This is a genomic window from Shewanella sp. 10N.261.52.F9 (assembly GCF_041471165.1).
In the GTDB taxonomy this organism is placed as follows: Bacteria; Pseudomonadota; Gammaproteobacteria; order Enterobacterales; family Shewanellaceae; genus Shewanella; species Shewanella marinintestina.
In genome coordinates this window covers 15,044-33,388 of the sequence record NZ_JBFRNX010000021.1, presented here as the reverse complement: position 1 = coordinate 33,388, position 18,345 = coordinate 15,044, and the positions used below count along the sequence as shown (strand labels likewise).

The window sequence follows — 18,345 nt, the reverse complement described above, 5'->3', positions numbered from 1 at the left end:
CTTTGCTTGACCCCAGTTTTATACCACATTTTGCTTAATCGTTGGAATTTTGGAGATTTAATGTCACAACAACGCGCCTTTAAGGGCAAAGAGAAACCAAGAGATCTTCAGATGGACGCGCTGAAGATGCCGCCGCATTCAATTGAAGCTGAGCAATCGGTTCTCGGTGGTTTGATGTTGGACTCTGATGCTTGGGACAGAGTGGCTGAAGCTGTCGTAAAAGAAGACTTCTATTCCCGTGCCCATGGCACCATTTTTACGGCAATGGAATCTTTGATCAGTGCGGGTCAACCAATCGACTTAATTACTGTATCAGAACAGCTTGAGCTTGAAGATCAGCTTGAAGATGTCGGTGGCTTTGCTTATATCGGTGAAATCGCCAAAAACACCCCGAGCGCAGGTAACATCCACTCGTACGCAAATATTGTACGTGAGCGTGCGGTTGTTCGTGACATGATTAAAGTGGCTAACGAGATTGCCGATGCAGGTTTTAATCCGGAAGGACGTAACTCGAGCGAATTGCTTGATTTAGCCGAAACCAAAGTCTTTAAAATTGCTGAGCAGCGTGCCAATGCTAACGAAGGCCCTGAAGGCATTAAAGCGATTCTTGAAAAGACCGTCGATAAAATCGAAGAGCTATACAACAACCCGACCAGTGGTGTAACCGGTGTGTCGAGTGGTTTTGGCGACTTAGATAAAATGACCGCGGGTTTCCAGTCCGGTGACTTGATTATTGTAGCGGCGCGTCCATCTATGGGTAAAACCACCTTTGCGATGAACTTGTGTGAGCAAGCGGCACTGCACGAAGACAAACCAGTGCTTATTTTCAGCTTGGAGATGCCTTCAGAACAGATCATGATGCGTATGTTGGCCTCGCTTGGCCGCGTCGATCAAACCAAAATCCGTACTGGTCAGCTAGATGATGACGATTGGGCACGTGTATCATCAACTATGGGCATTATGCTTGAGCAAGGTAAGATGTACATTGATGATGGCTCAGGCTTAACCCCTACAGAAGTGCGAAGTCGAGCACGACGTATCGCTCGTGAATACGGTGGGCTATCGATGATCATGATCGATTACCTTCAGTTGATGCAGGTACCGGCACTTAAAGATAACCGTACTTTAGAGATCTCAGAGATTTCACGCTCACTTAAAGCCTTGGCGAAAGAGCTGGAAATCCCAGTTGTTGCACTATCACAGCTTAACCGCTCACTTGAGCAACGTGCTGATAAACGTCCGGTTAACTCGGATTTGCGTGAATCGGGCGCGATTGAGCAGGATGCCGATTTGATCATGTTTATTTATCGTGATGAAGTGTATAACAACGATTCTGAAGATAAAGGTACCGCTGAAATCATTATTGGTAAGCAACGTAACGGCCCAATTGGGCGTGTGCGCTTAACCTTCCAAGGCCAATTCTCGCGTTTTGATAACTATGCTGGTCCACAATTCGAAGAAGATTAATTGTTGTCCATGTTCACTTATTTTACACAGTGATTGAATACAATAGGGCCTCATAGAGGCTCTTATTTTTAGACTAGATAGAACAAGGTTACTTGTGAAACCATTCCCACGAGCAGAGATCAGTCGCCAAGCATTGAAGCATAATCTGGCTCGGCTGCATGAATTAGCCCCATCAAGTAAAGTGATGGCGGTGGTAAAAGCTAATGGCTATGGCCATGGCTTACTTAATGTCGCTCAATGTTTAGATAATGCCGATGGTTTTGGCTTAGCGCGTTTAGAAGAGGCGCTTGCGCTGCGCGTCGGTGGCGTTACTGCAAAACTACTTTTATTGGAAGGTTTCTTCCGCGCGGCAGATCTTGCAACGCTAGTTGAACACGATATCGAAACCGTAGTGCACCATGAGTCGCAAATCGAGATGCTGGAACAAGCAGAGCTTGATAAGCCAGTTAACGTGTGGATGAAAGTTGACTCAGGTATGCACCGCTTAGGATTTGTGCCAGATGAATTTCATGAGGTTTACCAGCGCCTAGTTGCGTGTAAAAACATTGCCAAGCCGATTAATCTGATGACCCACTTTGCTTGCGCTGATGAGCCAGACAATAACTACACCGCAACCCAATTAGCCACATTTGAACAATTAACCAAAGACTTACCTGGCGAGCGCACCTTAGCGAATTCCGCTGGCGCGTTGTTTTGGCAGCAAAGCCAAGCAAGTTGGATCCGACCAGGTATTGCACTTTATGGCGTCTCACCAGTTGTTGGAGATCTTGGTACCAAGCATGGGCTCATTCCTGCAATGGAGTTAGTGTCGCAACTGATTGCAATACGCGAGCATAAAGCGGGTCAGCCTGTGGGCTATGGTAGTCACTGGGTAGCAGATAAAGATACTAAGTTGGGTGTGGTTGCCATTGGTTATGGTGATGGCTACCCTCGTAACGCCCCTTTGGGGACGCCTGTGTTAATTAATGGCCGTTTAGCACCCATTGTTGGTCGTGTGTCGATGGATATGCTAACAGTCGATTTAGGTGACCACGCGCTTGATAATGTTGGTGATAAAGCCGTGCTTTGGGGGAAGGACCTTCCAGTAGAGGAGGTGGCAGAGCATATTGGTACTATCGCCTACGAGCTTGTGACTAAATTGACTCCACGAGTCGCAGTTTGCCTAGACTGAGCAAATAATCAAATTATGTGATGCTGCAAATTGAGGCAGGACGCCCGTTGCAGTAGAAGATGTCTTAAATTGAAAACAAATCCTTTAACTATACTTTTCGCTTTGGGCTTAATGTCTCCTTATGCGAGTGCTGCATCAGCAACTGAGAGCTTAGACGGTCAACCATCCGCTGAAGAGCAAGTTATCATTGAGTCTGTTGAATCTAGCGCTAACAAGCAGAAAAAAACCAACGATAACCAATTACCTGATTATGAATCTGAATTTGTTGCAGTGCCGTTTGCGTTTTCAACTGAAAGCCTAAGTACAGCTTTTGGCGCCGCCGGCGTACTAAAGCATGCCGGACAAATTCAGTCTTCTATTTTAGGGATCGGCGTTTACAGTACCAATGGTAGTTGGATTAGCTATTTAAGATTTAACGACTATAAAGTCCCAAGTATCGACCAATGGCTATTTTCAGCTGAAACCTACCAAGCTCGTTATAAAGAAGGCGTGTATTACGTACCGGGCCAAGCTGATGTGTATGGCGACACAGAGCGTGTTATCGCGTTAGGTGATGAGTCTTATACCAAGTTACATGCTAAGTATATTTTGCCTATTGGCCGTGGTAGCCAAGGTGCTGTGCGCAGTCTTGGCCGTGCGCGTGGCGAGATTAGCTGGAATCCACTTGAATCTGGTGTAACCAGCGTTAAATTTAGCCCATTTACTCAAAGTCGTGAGTTGGAAGGGTACGAATACTTGCCTGAAGAGGCAAAAGGTCTTGCTGTAGAGCTTGATTGGGATAACCGAGATAACGGTAAAAACAGCACTCAAGGTGGACAAACCAACTTTAAAATGACCCGCGATTTTGGCAGCGGTTCACGCAATAGCTGGACTACCTGGGAATTTGAACAAAGTGCCTTTGTATCGATAGATTCTAACGATTGGTTCGGCCAGCAAATTATGGCGTTTAATTTTTACTTAGCAGATACCCCAACTTGGACTTCTGATTCAAACGGTGATGTTCATCGTCCACCCAGTTTTGCAGGTGTCAGTTTAGGTGGCTTCGAGCGTCTTCGCGGTTATACCAGCAAGCGTTTCACTGGGCGTTCAGCTGTGCTGTATAGCGCAGAGTATCGAGTTCAACCTAGATGGCAACCATTGCAAGAATGGCCGGTATTTAACTTATACGACATTCCTTGGTGGCAGTGGGTTGCGTTTGCAGAAGCCGGCCAAGTTAGCGACGAGTTTAGCGCAAGTGCGCTGCACGATGAACTTAAGTGGTCAGCAGGTATTGGTGCGCGCTTTGAAGTTGAAAGCATAGTTGTACGTGCTGAACTTGCCTTTAGTGAAGAGTCTAATCAGTTCTGGATCATGGTGAATCAACCATTTTAGTTCAAGCTTTAGTTAGGCTTTTTAAGTCGTAAAAAAAGGCACCTTTCGGTGCCTTTGACTTTTGCAGGGGATGGAACTTATTGAGGTGTTAGGGACTAATTACCACCTCAATTTCTTACATTACAAGTTATAAGCTAAAACCGTGATGCTCCATGACTTTCTCTGGACTATGGCAGGTCGCACAAGCTTCTTTAGCATCCTTAGCATTACCTGCGTCATTGACATCTACCATATGCTCTGCATCTTTATTAGCGCCAAAGTAACCGCCGTTGCTTCTCATATGTGACATAGCAGCATCTGACATGTACTTCTGGTGACAGCTCATACATGCGGCAACATCTGAAGAGGCATACCAAGTTTCAACCACTTCATCGGCGGCAGGTTTTTGGGTGCTAGGTATCGCGTGAGCTTGACCTGCGTTGCGACCAAGTTCGAAGCCATAATCTTTACCGCTCCAACCTTCGACTGCAGAGTGACAGGTCGTACAATCTGTTTTAAGGATTGTACCGCTGCCACCGTGGCCATTGTCGTGACCCTCAGCTTTGTGTGCTTTGTACATAAAGCTAGTCGATTTTAGTAATGCAACGCCATTGTCTGCCTCGCCATTACCTTTGAGGCTCTTGTCGTTAGTATGGCAAGCAATACAATTCACGCCGTTTGAGTCATGGTAGAACTCTTTGCTGTGACAGCTAAAACATGTCGCTTCATCAACGATAGCGCGTCTATCTGCAACCACTGCATCAGCGTCGCTGAGCACAGTGCGATAAGCGTCGGTTTGTACATAAGCGGGATAAGCATTATCAGCATCACATGAGGTGCGAATAGCGCTGCTTTCCTCAAAACAGACCTTAAGCACAGGTAGAACTTCTAAAGAGCGAGAAGTAATATCGCTTGGGAAGTTCATGCTAGCTACAACACTAACAGTATTATCTGGATTCCAAGTGGCTTTGGTGTCGTCTTTTAAGTCAATACGGCGCTCACTGTAAGGTGATTGGTTGTAATCAGGATAGTCTTTTTCAACGTCCCAGCTCACGACCATATATGGTTTGCTGTAGCCTTGCTTGTAAACTTCATCTTTGGCAACAAGTTCACCGTTGGCATCCATAATTTTAGCTTCGAACTGGATTTCATTTGCTGGAGAGATGCTGACTTTACTGACTTCAACTGTGTAAGTTTCAGCAGCTTCATAAGGCTTCTTATGATCAGTATGCACAGCAGCGCTGTGGCAATCAGTGCAGCTTAACGCTGGATTTTTATCTGACTTATGTTGTGCAGGTGAGTCGGTATGGCAACCCGAGCAGGCATTAGCGTTAGCATTTGCTAGCCATAGGTCTTTGTCCGCTAATGTTTCATCTTCAACGTGGCAAGTTGCACAATCCATAAATGGCTTAGTTGGGAATGCTGGATAGTCGAACGCGTGATCGCCGCCGTAGCCAGCGATGGTATAAGGCATAGGCACGACATTACCCTCAGCATCTTTTCCTTCGCGGTTTGGTCCCATGTGAATAGCGTGCACCATGTGTCCGAGCTCTACAGATACGGCATTCGGATCAGTCACTATACCGTTATGGCATGACTGACAGTTTTCCATATCTAAACGGCGTCCGCCGTGTGCTTTAAGGCTATCAGGCTGGTGGCAGGTATAACACGTTTCTAATGTCACTAGCTCTCGTGTCTCAAGTCCTTCGGTAGAATTTGTTGCAGGGATCCAATCGTAATGTGCGTTTTCTGCAAGCTCATGGCCAGAGGCATATTCAAATTGCATTTCAATGGCAATGCGTTGAGTTAAAGCTGGGTCAAAAACGACTCCTGCAGGGTCGGTTGCAGTGGTTAAGTTAGTGCTGAAAGTATAAGTGTAAGTGCCATCTTTATGGTCAACTAAGCATTCTGTACAATTTTTAATTTGTTCAAAACCTTGCTCAAAGGTGGTACCAGCGTCATTAGTGGCTTCGTTGAGCAGTGAAATCCACTGTTTTAGTTCAGAGTCTTGAGCTGTTTTGAGCTGTGCCAAAGAGAAGCGGAAGTCATGATATTCATTTTCTGCGCTTAAGCCATGTAGACCCACGCCTTGTTTATTTTCTAATTCAAAATCGACTGTAATAGTACCGTCGGCATAGTTTGCATTTTTTATATTAGCAATGGCTTCATTTGCCATATCAATATGTAAACCTGAAGTACCAGGATCACCATCTCCACCTGGCTTACCATCTTCACCATTTTTCCCATCATCACCATCTGAACACCCAGAGATTAGTATTGCAGAGCTAATCAATAGGGCTAACGATGTTTTTCTTCTCATTATCATCATGCGTTCCTTAAAGATAACCATTCTTGGTTACCTAAATGTTATTGAGCTTACTTTTATGTTGATATGAGGTTGATCACCTTTGTTATGGTGTGCTTATTTAGTGGTATCTGCCGTATTGAGCTTTAGGTTTACTTGTATATGTGGCTTTAGAGGGTTCGGTTAGTGTTTAGTGTTTTTGTTTTCGTGATTTGTAGTTGTATCTTGTTGTTTTTAATTGCTGGAAATGTAAATTTCAAATTTTGCAAATCTGAAAAAGAGAACTGCTGGTCGTTTTAAATACAGTGCTTAAGTCACAGTACTGAGTAATGGCTAATATACGGCTCACGAAAATAGAGGTGGTCGGTACCTAAGCTCTAAAGATTGGGTTAGATTATTTACTAATAGTTTAAGAAGTTGTAGGAGTATTATTTGAGGGAAAATGAATAAGTTAAGTGCTAATAACCTGTTCGATATCCAAGTATTTGTGCTCTTGTATGAATCACTCAATGCAACTACGGTAAGCCAAAACCTAGGCGTGCCTAGCTCTAAAGTCAGTCGCAGCTTAAAATCGTTGCGACATTCGCTAAACGCATCGCTGTTTGTGCGTAAGCAACAAGGCTTTGAAAGAAGCGAATTAGCCGACGATATTTATCCTAAAATGAAGCGTATTGTTGAGTTAGCTAAATTGTGTGAGCAAGCCGATACGTATAGCCAGCCAGAACGAAAAAGGGAACTGGTGATCGCTTGTCCTTCTTCTTTATCATTAAATCTACTGCATGCTTTGCAGCAAACTGCACTTGAGCAAGAGCAAAGCTTTCTCTTTCATTTAAAATCTTGTAGCAGCAATACTGTTGATTTATTGAAGCAGCAACATGTTGATATCGCTGTCACTTGCAGCGCATATAATACTGAGCAGATATCATCTAATTTAATCACACATTCAGATGCCTATGTGCTAGTAGCAAGGTGTGAACACCCTTTATTCGATGGCGATGAATCTATAGGTATTGCCGAAATATGTGCATATCCCTACATCAGTTTTTCAAGCAATGAACTTTACGATGTTGTCGACCCATTAGCATCTTACGCCTTAGATACGCAACGTAGTTTAGATATGGTGCTGAAGGTGTGTTTTCTGGCTGACTTGATGCTTGAGCTGGAGCAGAGTGATGCAGTGGCATTGCTCAATCATAATGATGCGATTAAGTTTCTTTGCCAGCGTGGCAATATCGCTGCAGTAAAATTAACTGATGACTTGAGTTCACAGATAAATCAGCGCAGTGGACAGAATCATTACTATTTAACTCAAATGCGCAATGATAGAAGCTATCCTGATTGGGTCGGAGATCAAATCCAGCAATATATTAAGGCCAATGTGATCGCTAGAGCAGGAGGTCACAATGAAAAAGTTATCTAGTATCAACTTAAGCAGCATTGAAATCTTCTGTCAGCTATATCTTAAAAATAGCACTACAGATGCCGCTACCAGTTTAGGTTTATCTCAGCCTAAAGTGAGTCGAGCATTGAATGGGTTGAGGGATGTATTTGATGACCCATTGTTTGTCCGTAAAAATAATAAGCTGGTTGCAACAGAGCTCACTCACGTTTTATATGATGGTTTTTCTGAGATCCTGTCGTGTATGAATGCTATTGAGAGTGATGCGCTAGATAACTTTAATATACCGGACTCCTCAATGGTTATCAGTACTGTTCCTCAGTTAGAAATAGGATTAGCACAGCAAGTTATTCTAGAGGCACGCAACAGTATTAATCCTAATATTGCTATTTCAACTCAAGCTTGGTCAGACGCGAGTGAGCAGCAGTTAATTGATGGTGATATTGATGCGGTTATTTGTTTTCAGCATTCGACTAGAAAAGAGCTGTTATCAAAATCAATTATTCAACACCGAGGCGGGCACCTGATTGCTCGTGAAGGGCACCCTATTTGGCAAGACCCGAGTATCAACCACATGATTGAATACCCAGTGGTAAAACTCGTGACTATGCCATTCCCTGCCAATAAGTCGCCTATTGGCGTTTATGCTTTGGCACAAGGCAAGCCAATGCAGATTTACGCAACCGCCCCCGATTTAGGCAGTGCAGCGAGCAGCTTGTTAAATTCCGATGCTTTGATGATAGTTGGCGTGCAAGGCGCAGTGGATTTTCTAACTAACATAACAGGCTTATGCGCCAGAAAGATGGAATACGCAGAGGACAAATGCTTGCTGCAAGGATTTTCTCATCCTACCGTTTACTTGTGGCTAAAGCGCTCATTAGATGGCAAAGTGCTAGCGCCTTTGTGGCTGCAACAAAGCTTAGAGTCTTATATTATTAAGGCTCACAAGTAGGGTAGCGATTAGCTCTAGAACTAAACAGTACTCCAAGGCTTTCTACTCTCACCTGATGTAGTGCTATAATGCGCGATTATTGCACTTCGCCGATTTTATCTTCCTTTCGTAAAGATATAGCCAGCCTTTTTGAAAGGCTTAGGTAAAGAGTCAGGCATTTTTCAAATAGACAGTTACGCAACGGGCGAATTTGTCTTTATTTTAAGTTGGATAATTAGTTTATGTCAGTAAGACCAATCAATCGCACATTCTCAATCGCACCCATGCTGGATTGGACCGATAGGCATTATCGCTATTTTGCCCGCCTAATGTCTTCGCAAACATTGTTATATACAGAGATGGTCACTACCGGTGCGATTTTGCATGGTCGTGGTGATTACCTTGCTTATAATCAAGAAGAGCATCCATTAGCATTACAACTTGGCGGATCTAACCCGACTGATTTAGCGGCTTGTGCCAAGTTAGCTGCTGAGCGTGGTTATGATGAGGTTAACTTAAACGTAGGTTGTCCATCAGATCGAGTACAAAACGGCCGCTTTGGTGCATGCTTAATGGCTGAGCCTGAGTTAGTCGCTGAGTGTGTCTCTGCGATGAAGCAGGTGGTTGATATCCCTGTTACTGTAAAAACACGTATTGGCATCGATGAGCAAGATAGCTATGAGTTTTTGACTCAGCTTATTGATACTGTCCATGCTGCAGGTTGTGAAGAATTTACTATTCATGCCCGTAAAGCATGGCTGCAAGGTTTGAGTCCGAAAGAAAACCGTGAGATCCCACCGCTAGATTATGAACGTGTATATCAGCTTAAGCGTGATTACCCTGGGCTAAACATTTCAATTAACGGTGGCGTAAAGACGCTGGACGAATGTAAAACACACTTGCAGCAGCTTGATGGTGTGATGGTTGGGCGTGAAGCTTATCAAAATCCCTATATTATCGCTGAGGTAGATCAGCAGTTGTGTGGCATTGATGCACCCATTCTTAGCCGTGATGAAGTGCTAGAAAAGTTGTTACCTTATATTGAGGCTCACCTGAAGCAAGGTGGTCGCCTTAATCATATCTCTCGCCATATTATCGGCCTTTATCAAGGTGAGGTTGGCTCACGTATATGGCGCCGCTATATCAGCGAAAATGCGCATAAACAAGGCGCTGGTATAGAGGTTATCACTCAAGCTCGTGCAGCGATGGACGATATCGTTAGCTTGTAATCTGCTCCATTTAGTGAAATTCACCAGTGCTTGGTGAGTTTCACTACTATCTCTTGTTGTTCAAATATCCTTCAATTTAATTCCACTCTAAAATCTCTCCACTTTTTGTTTTTTATTTAATATTTTTAGCTAGTTACAGTTTACATTCAAAGTTGGCACGCTGCTTGTATTAACCTATATGTAATTAAGAAATGTGTAATTAAGAACCCTGTGAATCAGACCTCTTTAATGCACATACATACAATTAAGTTAACTCGAAAAGGAAGCCATTATGTTTAATTCAACTGTATCTAAAACCATTAAAGCGTCTTTACTAACAGCGGTAATCTTAGGCGTAAGCGCAACAGCTCAAGCAGATAACTCGCTTATCTCTGATGTTGCTAGCAACATCGAGCAGAATATCTCTTCACAGATGCAAGAGATGATGAGCAAAGCACAAACGGAATTGAGTCTTTCTATTCAATCACAAATGTCTGAAATGATGTTTGATATGGACTCTGAGCAAGAGCTGGCAAATAAGCAAGGCGCTGCTACGCTAAATGAGCAACCGCTAGTAACGACTGCGGTAAGTAAGGACTAATTATGTGGTTCTTTGCTCAATTTATCGCATTATTATTATTGCCCGTTATTAGCCTAGTGATGTTTGCATGTTTAATTTGTTCGCTAGAGTGGCACAAATTAGAAGACTAAATTAGAAGACTAAATTAGAAGACTAAATTAGAAGACTGGATTTCCAGTCCGAGTTTGAAACCTAAATAAAAGACTAAAATGACGAGCTGCAAAGTTAGCGTTGAAGTCTATTAGAGACAACGAAAGGGAGTTTAAAATGAACAGTTTTGTTGAACGCTTAAAAGATTCTCGCTCAATCGTATGTGGTGTTACCGCTGCAATGGCTGATAAATTTGAGTGGTCTTGCATGTGGACCCGAGTGGTATGTGCAGTAGCAATTTTCTGTAATCCAGCAATGGGATTGCTCACCTATTTTGTATTAGCCTTAGTGCTACCAAAATGGCAAAACCATGTTAATTAGCCGCTTTGATTAATGCTTCAGAGGAATTTTAGATGAGAGTGCTAACCACCTTGAAAAACATCGCCTCAAGCCATTATCAAACGCATACAACTAGTGTGGTGATAATACTAATGAAACGCGGATGCTGAAACCAATAACGAGCATCCGCATTTTGGTAACCGAAAACTAGATTAACGTTTTAAAAATGCCGAAAATCGAGCTTTAGCTTCGTCACTGGCAAGTCTTGCCTCAAACTCAATCAGTTCTTTTTCCATCTGCGCACGCACTTCTTCTCTGTTGTAGCGGATCAGTTTTTTTGTAGATTGCAACGAGATTGGCGGTAAAGCCGCTAATTGATGAGCACGTTGTAAGGCATATTCAAAAATAGTCTCACTTTCTATAATGTCGTTAATCATTCCGTAAGCATGAGCTTGGCTGGCATTGAAGCTTTCACCTAACATGAGTAGCTCACTGGCTTTTGTTTGGCCAACGACTTGCGGCAATAACAGGCTAGCCCCTGCTTCAGGCACTAATGCTAGCTGGACAAATGGTAATTGAAACTTTGCGCTGTTATCAGCATAAACTAAATCACAATGCAGTAGCATAGTTGTGCCTATGCCGACAGCTGCACCAGTGACTGCAGCTACCACAGGTTTTTTTAAATCGAGTAGGCAAAACAAGAATCTAAAAGCTGGATGATCAGACCCTAAGCTACTATTTTGTAAAAAGTCAGCGACATCATTGCCGGAAGTAAAGCACTCTGCTTGTCCGCGAAACATAAAGGCTCGAATTTCGTTGTCCGACTCGCCTTGGATAAGGTATTCTGTTAGCTGTGTATACATTTGTAGGTTAAGCGCATTGCGTTTATCCGGGCGATTAAACGTAATGACCCTTACGCCATTATCGTCACTAACTTGAATCGTGCTCATTCGTTATGTCCTCATTCTGCGAATTGGGTTTTACATGGAGTTTATGACATTGAAGCTAATATTCAAACAACTGTTTAACATCGGCCTGTTGAGTTGCCTTTCGTTCACCACTATGGCGCAAGTCGTGCTGGTAGATGGATATGTACGTGCTATGCCGGCAAAAGTGCCTAACAGTGCTGCCTACATCACGATTGAGAACCATGGGGATGCAACTCGGTTAGTTGCGGTGGATGCTCCTTTTGCCACTGAAGCACAATTACACACCCTTATTGAAGAAAACGGCATGATTAAAATGCGCCAAGTGGAGGGCTTTGACATAGACTCTCATGGTAGCCTTGTGCTGTCTGAATCGGGTAACCACATTATGTTGATGGGCTTGAAGCAACCATTGGTTATCGACTCTGACGTTAAGCTTTTATTGAAGTTTGCTAACGGCTCTGAGCAAGAAATTAGCTTGCCGGTTAAGAAACAAGTTGAGCAAAGCGACGATGCTCATCATCATCACCACCATTAAGGAATGAGTACAATGCAAGTGACATGGAAAAAAGTCTTAGCTGCTCTTATTGCAGTTTGCTTTATTGGTTATCTTATTAGTGTGTGGTGGAGTGTTGAGCCAGACCCTATTGAACAGAATGTTTATAGCCAAGAAAATAGCCGTAATGTAGTTGGTTATGCCACAACCACCTCATTGATTTTGACTGTGGAAGCGCTATTGAATAAGCCTGGCGGTTGGCTGTCTAATGATGTTACGCCACCGTCAATCTTTATGGATAATATGCCTGCATTTGAGTTTGGTGCGATTGAACAAGCGCGAGATCTCGCGTTGATCATGCGTAAAGAGTTTAGTCGTTCGCAATCACAATCTACAGCTGATAAAGACCTGCTTGCAGCCCATTCTAAGTTGAATATCGAACATACTAGTTGGCTAGTACCCAGTGCTGAAAGTGAATATGAAGACGCTATTAAGCTATTGAAGCTATATCGCGCTCGTATGATGGCTACAGAAAACCCTGATGCGCAGTTTTATGCTCGCGCCGATAACCTCAATGAGTGGCTTAAAGAGGTGCAAAAGCGTTTAGGTAGTATGTCGCAGCGTCTTTCCGCAAGTGTAGGCCAAGACAGATTGAATACCGACCTATCAGGTGATAGCGCGGCTAGACAGTCAACGCCTGGCTACAATGCACAGCAAATTAAAACTAGTTGGTGGAAGATTGATGACGTGTTTTATGAAACTCGTGGTGCGACATGGGCACTACTGAATTTCATGAAAGCTGTTGAAGTTGATTTTGCTGATGTTTTAAAAAAGAAAAATGCTCAAGTAAGTCTGCGTCAGATTATTCGTGAGCTAGAAGAAACACAACAGCCTGTTTGGAGCCCAATGATCCTAAACGGTTCAGGCTTTGGGGTTGTGGCTAATCACTCGTTGGTGATGGCAAATTATATCTCCCGCGCAAATGCTGCGGTTATCGATTTAACTAACTTATTGACTCAAGGTTAACTATGAAAAAGACGTTATTGGCGTGTGCACTATTAGGTTCATTAGTAGGCACTTCAGCCCAAGCTGCTACAGTTGTCGGTTTTAAAGTCGGCGGCGATTACTGGAAAGCTGATACTAATGGTACTTTTGCTGAGCGCGGTAAATCACAGCAAGAGTTTAACTATGATTCATCTTCTCAAGGTAGCATCTGGGTTGCAGTTGAGCATCCAATTCCGCTAGTGCCAAATGTTAAGATTAGACAAAACAGCTTAGAAGCTGATGGCAAAATGAGTGATGCTGACTTTAACTTCAATGGCCATGATTTCCAAGGCAATGTGAATGCGACTTCAGATCTAAGCAATACTGACTTTGTACTTTACTACGAGATTTTAGATAACGATATCGTAGCACTTGATCTAGGTGCGGCTTATAAGAAGATGGATGGTAAGTTCCGCGTAGCTGATGCTGGCCACCCTGAAACTAAAAATATCGATAGCGGTATTGTTATGGGTTATATCGACGCACAAGTTGGTGTTCCAGGTTTAGGCCTTTACGGTTTTGCTGACATAATGATGGGTGTTGATGAGTCTAGTGTTTATGATTATTCATTAGGACTAGGTTGGAATTTTGATGGTACGGCATTAGATTACCGTATCCGCGCTGGTTACCGTGACTTTAAGTTTGACGTAAATGGTTTTGATGGCGTAACAGCGGATATGCAGTTTAAAGGTTACTTTGCTGGTGTTGAACTCGTATTCTAAGCTAATTATCTCTTCTGTTGTCGCGGTTCAATGAGCTGTAGCGATAAGATTATAAGAATATTAGCCCATAAAAAAACCGCCATTTGGCGGTTTTTTTATGTTTTAACAAGCAGGCTTAGTTTGTTGTTGGAGCAACAAGGCCATTGTTAATTGATGCGATATCATCTTCATTCAATGTCCCCGCAGCTTGCTTAAGCGCTAGGATTGAATTGATATAGCCATAACGCGCATCAGATAGTTTACGCTTTGAATCGTAAAGGTCACGAGTACGGTTTAATACATCAACAATAGTACGTGTACCGACTTCAAAACCAGCTTGAGTTGCTTTAAGCGCACTCTCTGAAGAGATTACAGACTGCTCATAAGCGCGGATTGAGCTGATAGAAGCGCCAACGTTGTTAAAGTTATTACGTACATCTTTAACCACTTTTCGGTGCGTCTGTTCTAGCTTCTCGCTTGCTTCAACATATTGGTACTGAGCTTGATTAACTTTTGAAGACACCTTGAAACCTTCAAAAATAGGAATACTTAGTGTTACGCCAATTGTGCCATTGTCGAAGTCGTTACCAGGCTCTTGCTCTATGCCTTTATTGTAACCTGCATTTAAGCTAAGTGATGGCATGTGGCCAGCTTTATAAAGGGTAATTGTTTCTTCAGCGATGTCTTTACCAATACGTGTTGTCATTAGATCAACACTGTTGGTTTCTGCCATTTTTATCCAGTCTGTTGAAGACGCTGGAGCAACAGCAGATGCAGAGAAACGATTGGTATCCAGAATATTGATGTTCTTATGATCAATGCCTGTGATTTCACGCAGTGCTTCGTAGCTATTTGCTAGGGTGTTTTCAGCCAAAATTTCAGTCGCATTAGCTAAGTCATATTGAGCTTGTGCTTCATGTACGTCGGTAATTGCTGTAAGGCCCACTGCAAAGCGTTGTTTAGTCTGCTCAAGCTGACGCTCAATTGCACGCTTTTCAGAGCCTTGGAACTCGTAGTTGTCCTTGGCTGTTAGTACGTCAAAATAAGCGTTGGTTACGCGAATAATAAGGTTTTGTAGCGCTGATGCGTATGCAGAGTCTGCTTGAGATGCTGCTTTTTCAGCAAGGCTTAAACCAACCCATGCACTGTGGTCGTAAATTACCTGATTTAAGGTTACGCCACCGACAATACCGCTTGAATCTTCGCTTGGGTCATTCCATGCTTTGTCGTAACCAACATTAGCACTGATTGTTGGTAGTAGTGGAGCACGGTTTTCTTCAATCTGTTCGTACAGAGCATCACGTTGAGCTTTAGCTTGAAGCGCAACAGGATCACTCGTCAATGCTTGTTGATATATTTGAAGAAGGTCATCGGCATGAGCAACTTGCGCTGTCGCTGCAAGGGTCAGTGCGGCACATAGAGAACGGATCTTGAATTTCATTTGCTGTCCTTTTAGACAAAATTCCCCATTGAGGAGCGAATTTAACTTGTTATGTTTAGCTTTGCCTTACATATAATAAAAAGTAAGGCGGTTTGCGCTTCCCGACGCTTCCCAATACATCTAAACTTAGTGGGTTAAATATTAAAAACCTACAAATTCTAAGTCAACTCAGAAGTGTAACAGTTTTTGATACTTATGATTAGTACTGCATGCATCATAGTATTAATATTTCTATTTGACTTTATTGTGGCATAAATACCTTTATAAACAAGTATATTTAGGACGAGAAATGAACAGCACCTTCAAGCGTGATGATGTAGAGCTATTGAGCAAGAAACCTTTGTATAAAGGCTTCTTTAAAATGGAAGAGTATCGCTTCAAGCATAGGCTGTTTGCTGGTGGCTGGAGTGATGTTGTCACGCGTGAAGTGTTTGAACGTGGTAATGCCGTGGTTGTTTTACCTTATGATCCTGTTATGGACCAAGTCGTATTAATAGAACAAATTCGCATTCCTGTACTTGAAAACGCAAAAACACCTTGGTTATTAGAATTAGTGGCCGGAATGATCGATAATGGGCAGACATCAATGGATGTCGCTCATAGGGAACTACTTGAGGAAACGGGATTAACCGCAAAAAGTGTTACTCAAGTTAATCAATACTTTTCTAGCCCTGGCGGCACAAGTGAGCGTTTTGATTTTTATTGGGCTAACGTAACAGCAGCTGATGCTGATGGTGTGCATGGACTTGCTGATGAGCATGAAGATATACGTGTGCATGTTGTTAGCCGTGAGCAAGCTTATCAAATGGTCGTAGATGGTCAAATAGACAATGCGTCAACCGTGATTGGACTTCTTTGGTTGCAACTTAATTATCAAAATATCGTCAAACAATAGGGTTAACGGCATCAAGCGGTTACTTTCATTGTTCCTATTCAATACATTTATATAGATAGCGTTGGTTTAATTTGTGTCATATGTCACTTTAGCGAAAAAGAATAAGTATCAGCCTAATGTCAGCCAGTTTCTGGCACTTTGTGGGCGTAATTATATGCATATTCAAAGATGGCTGACTTTAGAGCCAAGTGAAGGCTCACAGTGGCGAGTGAAAGGTGAGTTTGGTCAGTTAGATGTGCAGTTGCTGGAAAATACTAAATATACTCAGTTAGTGCAGATCTCACGCTGCGTAGGTAACCATGAGTTAGTGTCAACACCTAAAGTCTCTGTACGCATTTATCATGATGCTAAATTAGCAGAAGTGTTAACTAGTCAACAGATTTACCAATTGCGACCAGTGTATGATTATCCAAATATGCATATGCATCATCGGGATGAAAAGTACCAAGTCAATGCTTTTCTAGAAGAGTTATTGAAGATTGATAACTTAACTAAATTTGTCAGTTGATCTGATTATTGGGTAACTAATTTGCTAAAAGCAGCTATCTCTTATTCAATTTCTGAAGCTAAGAGTGTGAGAATTGTGCAAGTCACAGATCCTCACCTGTTTGCTGATCCTGAAGCACAGCTACTTGGTGTCAATACTGCTCAAAGTCTAGGCGCAGTGTTAAACACTATCTCTGCGGTTAACTATCCTGCGCACTTTATGCTAGCGACAGGCGATATAAGTCAAGATTACTCTATTGAGTCGTATCATAACTTTGTTAATGCTATTAAGCCTTTAGATATGCCGTGTCATTACCTGCCGGGGAATCATGACGACCCTCGCATCATGAATCTGCACATGCAAGGCTCGCAGGTATTTGGGCAGAAGCGCATTTTAGCCGGTAATTGGCAAATCATTATGTTGGACTCTACGGTACGAGGACGCCCTGGTGGGCATATGTCTGAAGCTGAGCTAGCACTTATTGAAAATGCGATTGCAGAAGAGCCTAATCGTCATACGCTTTTAGTTATGCATCATAATCCAGTTTTAGCAGGCTGTACTTGGCTTGATCAACACTGCATGGATAATGGTGAAACCTTTATTGCCCAAGTTGCGCAATACCCACAAGTAAAAGGGTTACTTTGGGGGCATATCCATCAAAATGTCGAAACAGAACATTTTGGTCCCCATGGAGCAATTAAGCTGATGGCTACGCCATCAACATGTATTCAGTTCAAACCTAAGTCGCCTTATTTTGCACTCGATGCGTTGCAACCGGGATACCGTTTGCTGGAGCTCAAATCCGATGGTAGCATTCTAACCAATGTTTACCGGGTACCGGGTGAGAACTTCTCACCAGATAAAGATGCAGGCGGTTATTAGTAGCTAAGATACGCCGCAGTGTGAGGAAATATGCTGCTATACATACATGGATTTAATAGTTCGCCTTTGTCAGATAAAGGTTTGGTTACCGCCAGCTATATCGCGGAACATCATCCTCAACTCCCATTTTTTCAGCCACAATTGCCCAGCGAACCGCTTGAGGCGATGGCACTGCTAATCGATATTGTAGAAAAAGCGCAAGCTGAAGGTGAGCCGCTGACTTATATTGGTTCTTCATTAGGCGGATATTTCGCAAGTTATTTAACCGAAACTTACGGTGGACGCGCAGTTTTAGTTAATCCTGCAGTAAAACCTTTCGAACTATTTGATGAATTCATTGGCACTCAGTACAATCCCTACACGGATGAAACCTACCAAGTCGTTGCCGAACATAAACACGACGTCGGGCGCTACAATACGCCCGCAATATTAAATCCTGATCGCTTTTATGTACTGTTACAAACAGGCGATGAAGTGCTCGACTACAAACAGGCCATGCAGAAATATCACTGTTGTAAGCTGTTAATAGAACCCGATGGCGACCATAGTTTTATCGGTTATAAAGACCAACTTGCTTCTATCTGTGAATATCTGTTTTCTTGACAAATAGACCCGTAGGGCCGCAACATGGCC

At 42.9% G+C, this 18,345-nt stretch carries 18 protein-coding genes; 15 read left to right on the top strand and 3 right to left on the bottom strand.

The genetic code is table 11. The annotated features are described in order from the left end of the window. Positions 1-60 precede the first annotated feature (60 nt). The 3 genes from dnaB to AB4298_RS13370 all read left to right on the top strand — a co-directional run bounded on the left by dnaB (position 61) and on the right by AB4298_RS13370 (position 4,009). Positions 61-1,467, top strand: coding sequence for a replicative DNA helicase (dnaB, locus tag AB4298_RS13380; protein WP_220765214.1), 1,407 nt, complete (start codon positions 61-63; stop codon positions 1,465-1,467). 94 nt (positions 1,468-1,561) lie between these two features. Beyond that, a complete protein-coding gene (gene alr, locus AB4298_RS13375) occupies positions 1,562-2,638 on the top strand; it encodes an alanine racemase (protein WP_249000663.1) in 1,077 nt (358 codons plus the stop codon). A 111-nt stretch (positions 2,639-2,749) separates the two neighbouring features. Beyond that, complete coding sequence (locus tag AB4298_RS13370) at positions 2,750-4,009, top strand: BamA/TamA family outer membrane protein (protein ID WP_249000664.1); 1,260 nt, start codon at positions 2,750-2,752, stop codon at positions 4,007-4,009. Positions 4,010-4,136: 127 nt separating this feature from the next. Here AB4298_RS13370 and AB4298_RS13365 read toward each other — a convergent pair whose 3' ends face one another. Then, positions 4,137-6,308 (bottom strand): OmcA/MtrC family decaheme c-type cytochrome, encoded by a 2,172-nt coding sequence (locus tag AB4298_RS13365; RefSeq protein WP_371987096.1) that lies wholly within the window; start codon positions 6,306-6,308, stop codon positions 4,137-4,139. A 427-nt stretch (positions 6,309-6,735) separates the two neighbouring features. Between AB4298_RS13365 and AB4298_RS13360 the strand changes: the two genes are divergently transcribed. From AB4298_RS13360 to AB4298_RS13340, 5 genes are all read left to right on the top strand, one after another. Beyond that, a complete protein-coding gene (locus AB4298_RS13360; RefSeq protein WP_371987095.1) occupies positions 6,736-7,713 on the top strand; it encodes a LysR family transcriptional regulator in 978 nt (325 codons plus the stop codon). Further along, the gene (locus tag AB4298_RS13355; RefSeq protein ID WP_371987094.1) at positions 7,697-8,644 is read left to right on the top strand and encodes a LysR family transcriptional regulator; all 948 of its coding nucleotides are present in this window, start codon (positions 7,697-7,699) and stop codon (positions 8,642-8,644) included. The genes AB4298_RS13360 and AB4298_RS13355 overlap by 17 nt, the downstream gene beginning before the upstream one ends. A gap of 221 nt (positions 8,645-8,865) precedes the next feature. Next, complete coding sequence (gene dusA, locus AB4298_RS13350; RefSeq protein ID WP_249000668.1) at positions 8,866-9,852, top strand: tRNA dihydrouridine(20/20a) synthase DusA; 987 nt, start codon at positions 8,866-8,868, stop codon at positions 9,850-9,852. Positions 9,853-10,123: 271 nt separating this feature from the next. Continuing rightward, entirely contained in the window at positions 10,124-10,432 is a 309-nt protein-coding gene (locus tag AB4298_RS13345) for a hypothetical protein (protein ID WP_220779047.1), read from the top strand. A 246-nt stretch (positions 10,433-10,678) separates the two neighbouring features. Then, positions 10,679-10,882: a PspC domain-containing protein gene (locus tag AB4298_RS13340; RefSeq protein ID WP_249000669.1), complete on the top strand. Its 204-nt coding sequence runs from the start codon at positions 10,679-10,681 to the stop codon at positions 10,880-10,882. A gap of 170 nt (positions 10,883-11,052) precedes the next feature. On the opposite strand, the gene AB4298_RS13335 is transcribed toward AB4298_RS13340, so the two are convergent. Continuing rightward, positions 11,053-11,790 (bottom strand): enoyl-CoA hydratase-related protein, encoded by a 738-nt coding sequence (locus AB4298_RS13335; RefSeq protein WP_249000670.1) that lies wholly within the window; start codon positions 11,788-11,790, stop codon positions 11,053-11,055. 34 nt (positions 11,791-11,824) lie between these two features. On the opposite strand from AB4298_RS13335, the gene AB4298_RS13330 reads away from it, so the two are divergent. The 3 genes from AB4298_RS13330 to AB4298_RS13320 are packed head-to-tail and all read left to right on the top strand — an operon-like array spanning position 11,825 to position 14,028. After that, positions 11,825-12,304 carry a copper chaperone PCu(A)C gene (locus AB4298_RS13330; protein WP_371987093.1) on the top strand — a complete coding sequence of 160 codons (480 nt, stop codon included), beginning with the start codon at positions 11,825-11,827 and terminating at the stop codon, positions 12,302-12,304. A 12-nt stretch (positions 12,305-12,316) separates the two neighbouring features. Further along, the gene (locus AB4298_RS13325; RefSeq protein WP_371987092.1) at positions 12,317-13,288 is read left to right on the top strand and encodes a DUF2333 family protein; all 972 of its coding nucleotides are present in this window, start codon (positions 12,317-12,319) and stop codon (positions 13,286-13,288) included. 2 nt (positions 13,289-13,290) lie between these two features. After that, entirely contained in the window at positions 13,291-14,028 is a 738-nt protein-coding gene (locus tag AB4298_RS13320) for a TIGR04219 family outer membrane beta-barrel protein (RefSeq protein WP_220779061.1), read from the top strand. Between the two features lie 115 nt (positions 14,029-14,143). On the opposite strand, the gene tolC is transcribed toward AB4298_RS13320, so the two are convergent. Next, complete coding sequence (gene tolC / locus AB4298_RS13315; protein WP_220779062.1) at positions 14,144-15,448, bottom strand: outer membrane channel protein TolC; 1,305 nt, start codon at positions 15,446-15,448, stop codon at positions 14,144-14,146. 289 nt (positions 15,449-15,737) lie between these two features. On the opposite strand from tolC, the gene nudF reads away from it, so the two are divergent. The 4 genes from nudF (at position 15,738) to AB4298_RS13295 (ending at position 18,315) form a co-directional block, all read left to right on the top strand. After that, complete coding sequence (nudF, locus tag AB4298_RS13310; protein WP_220779063.1) at positions 15,738-16,343, top strand: ADP-ribose diphosphatase; 606 nt, start codon at positions 15,738-15,740, stop codon at positions 16,341-16,343. 73 nt (positions 16,344-16,416) lie between these two features. Further along, entirely contained in the window at positions 16,417-16,851 is a 435-nt protein-coding gene (locus AB4298_RS13305; RefSeq protein WP_220779064.1) for a DUF1249 domain-containing protein, read from the top strand. A 21-nt stretch (positions 16,852-16,872) separates the two neighbouring features. Next, the gene (gene cpdA / locus AB4298_RS13300; protein ID WP_220779066.1) at positions 16,873-17,712 is read left to right on the top strand and encodes a 3',5'-cyclic-AMP phosphodiesterase; all 840 of its coding nucleotides are present in this window, start codon (positions 16,873-16,875) and stop codon (positions 17,710-17,712) included. A gap of 30 nt (positions 17,713-17,742) precedes the next feature. Continuing rightward, positions 17,743-18,315: a YqiA/YcfP family alpha/beta fold hydrolase gene (locus AB4298_RS13295; RefSeq protein WP_371987091.1), complete on the top strand. Its 573-nt coding sequence runs from the start codon at positions 17,743-17,745 to the stop codon at positions 18,313-18,315. The last annotated feature ends 30 nt before the right edge of the window (positions 18,316-18,345 follow it).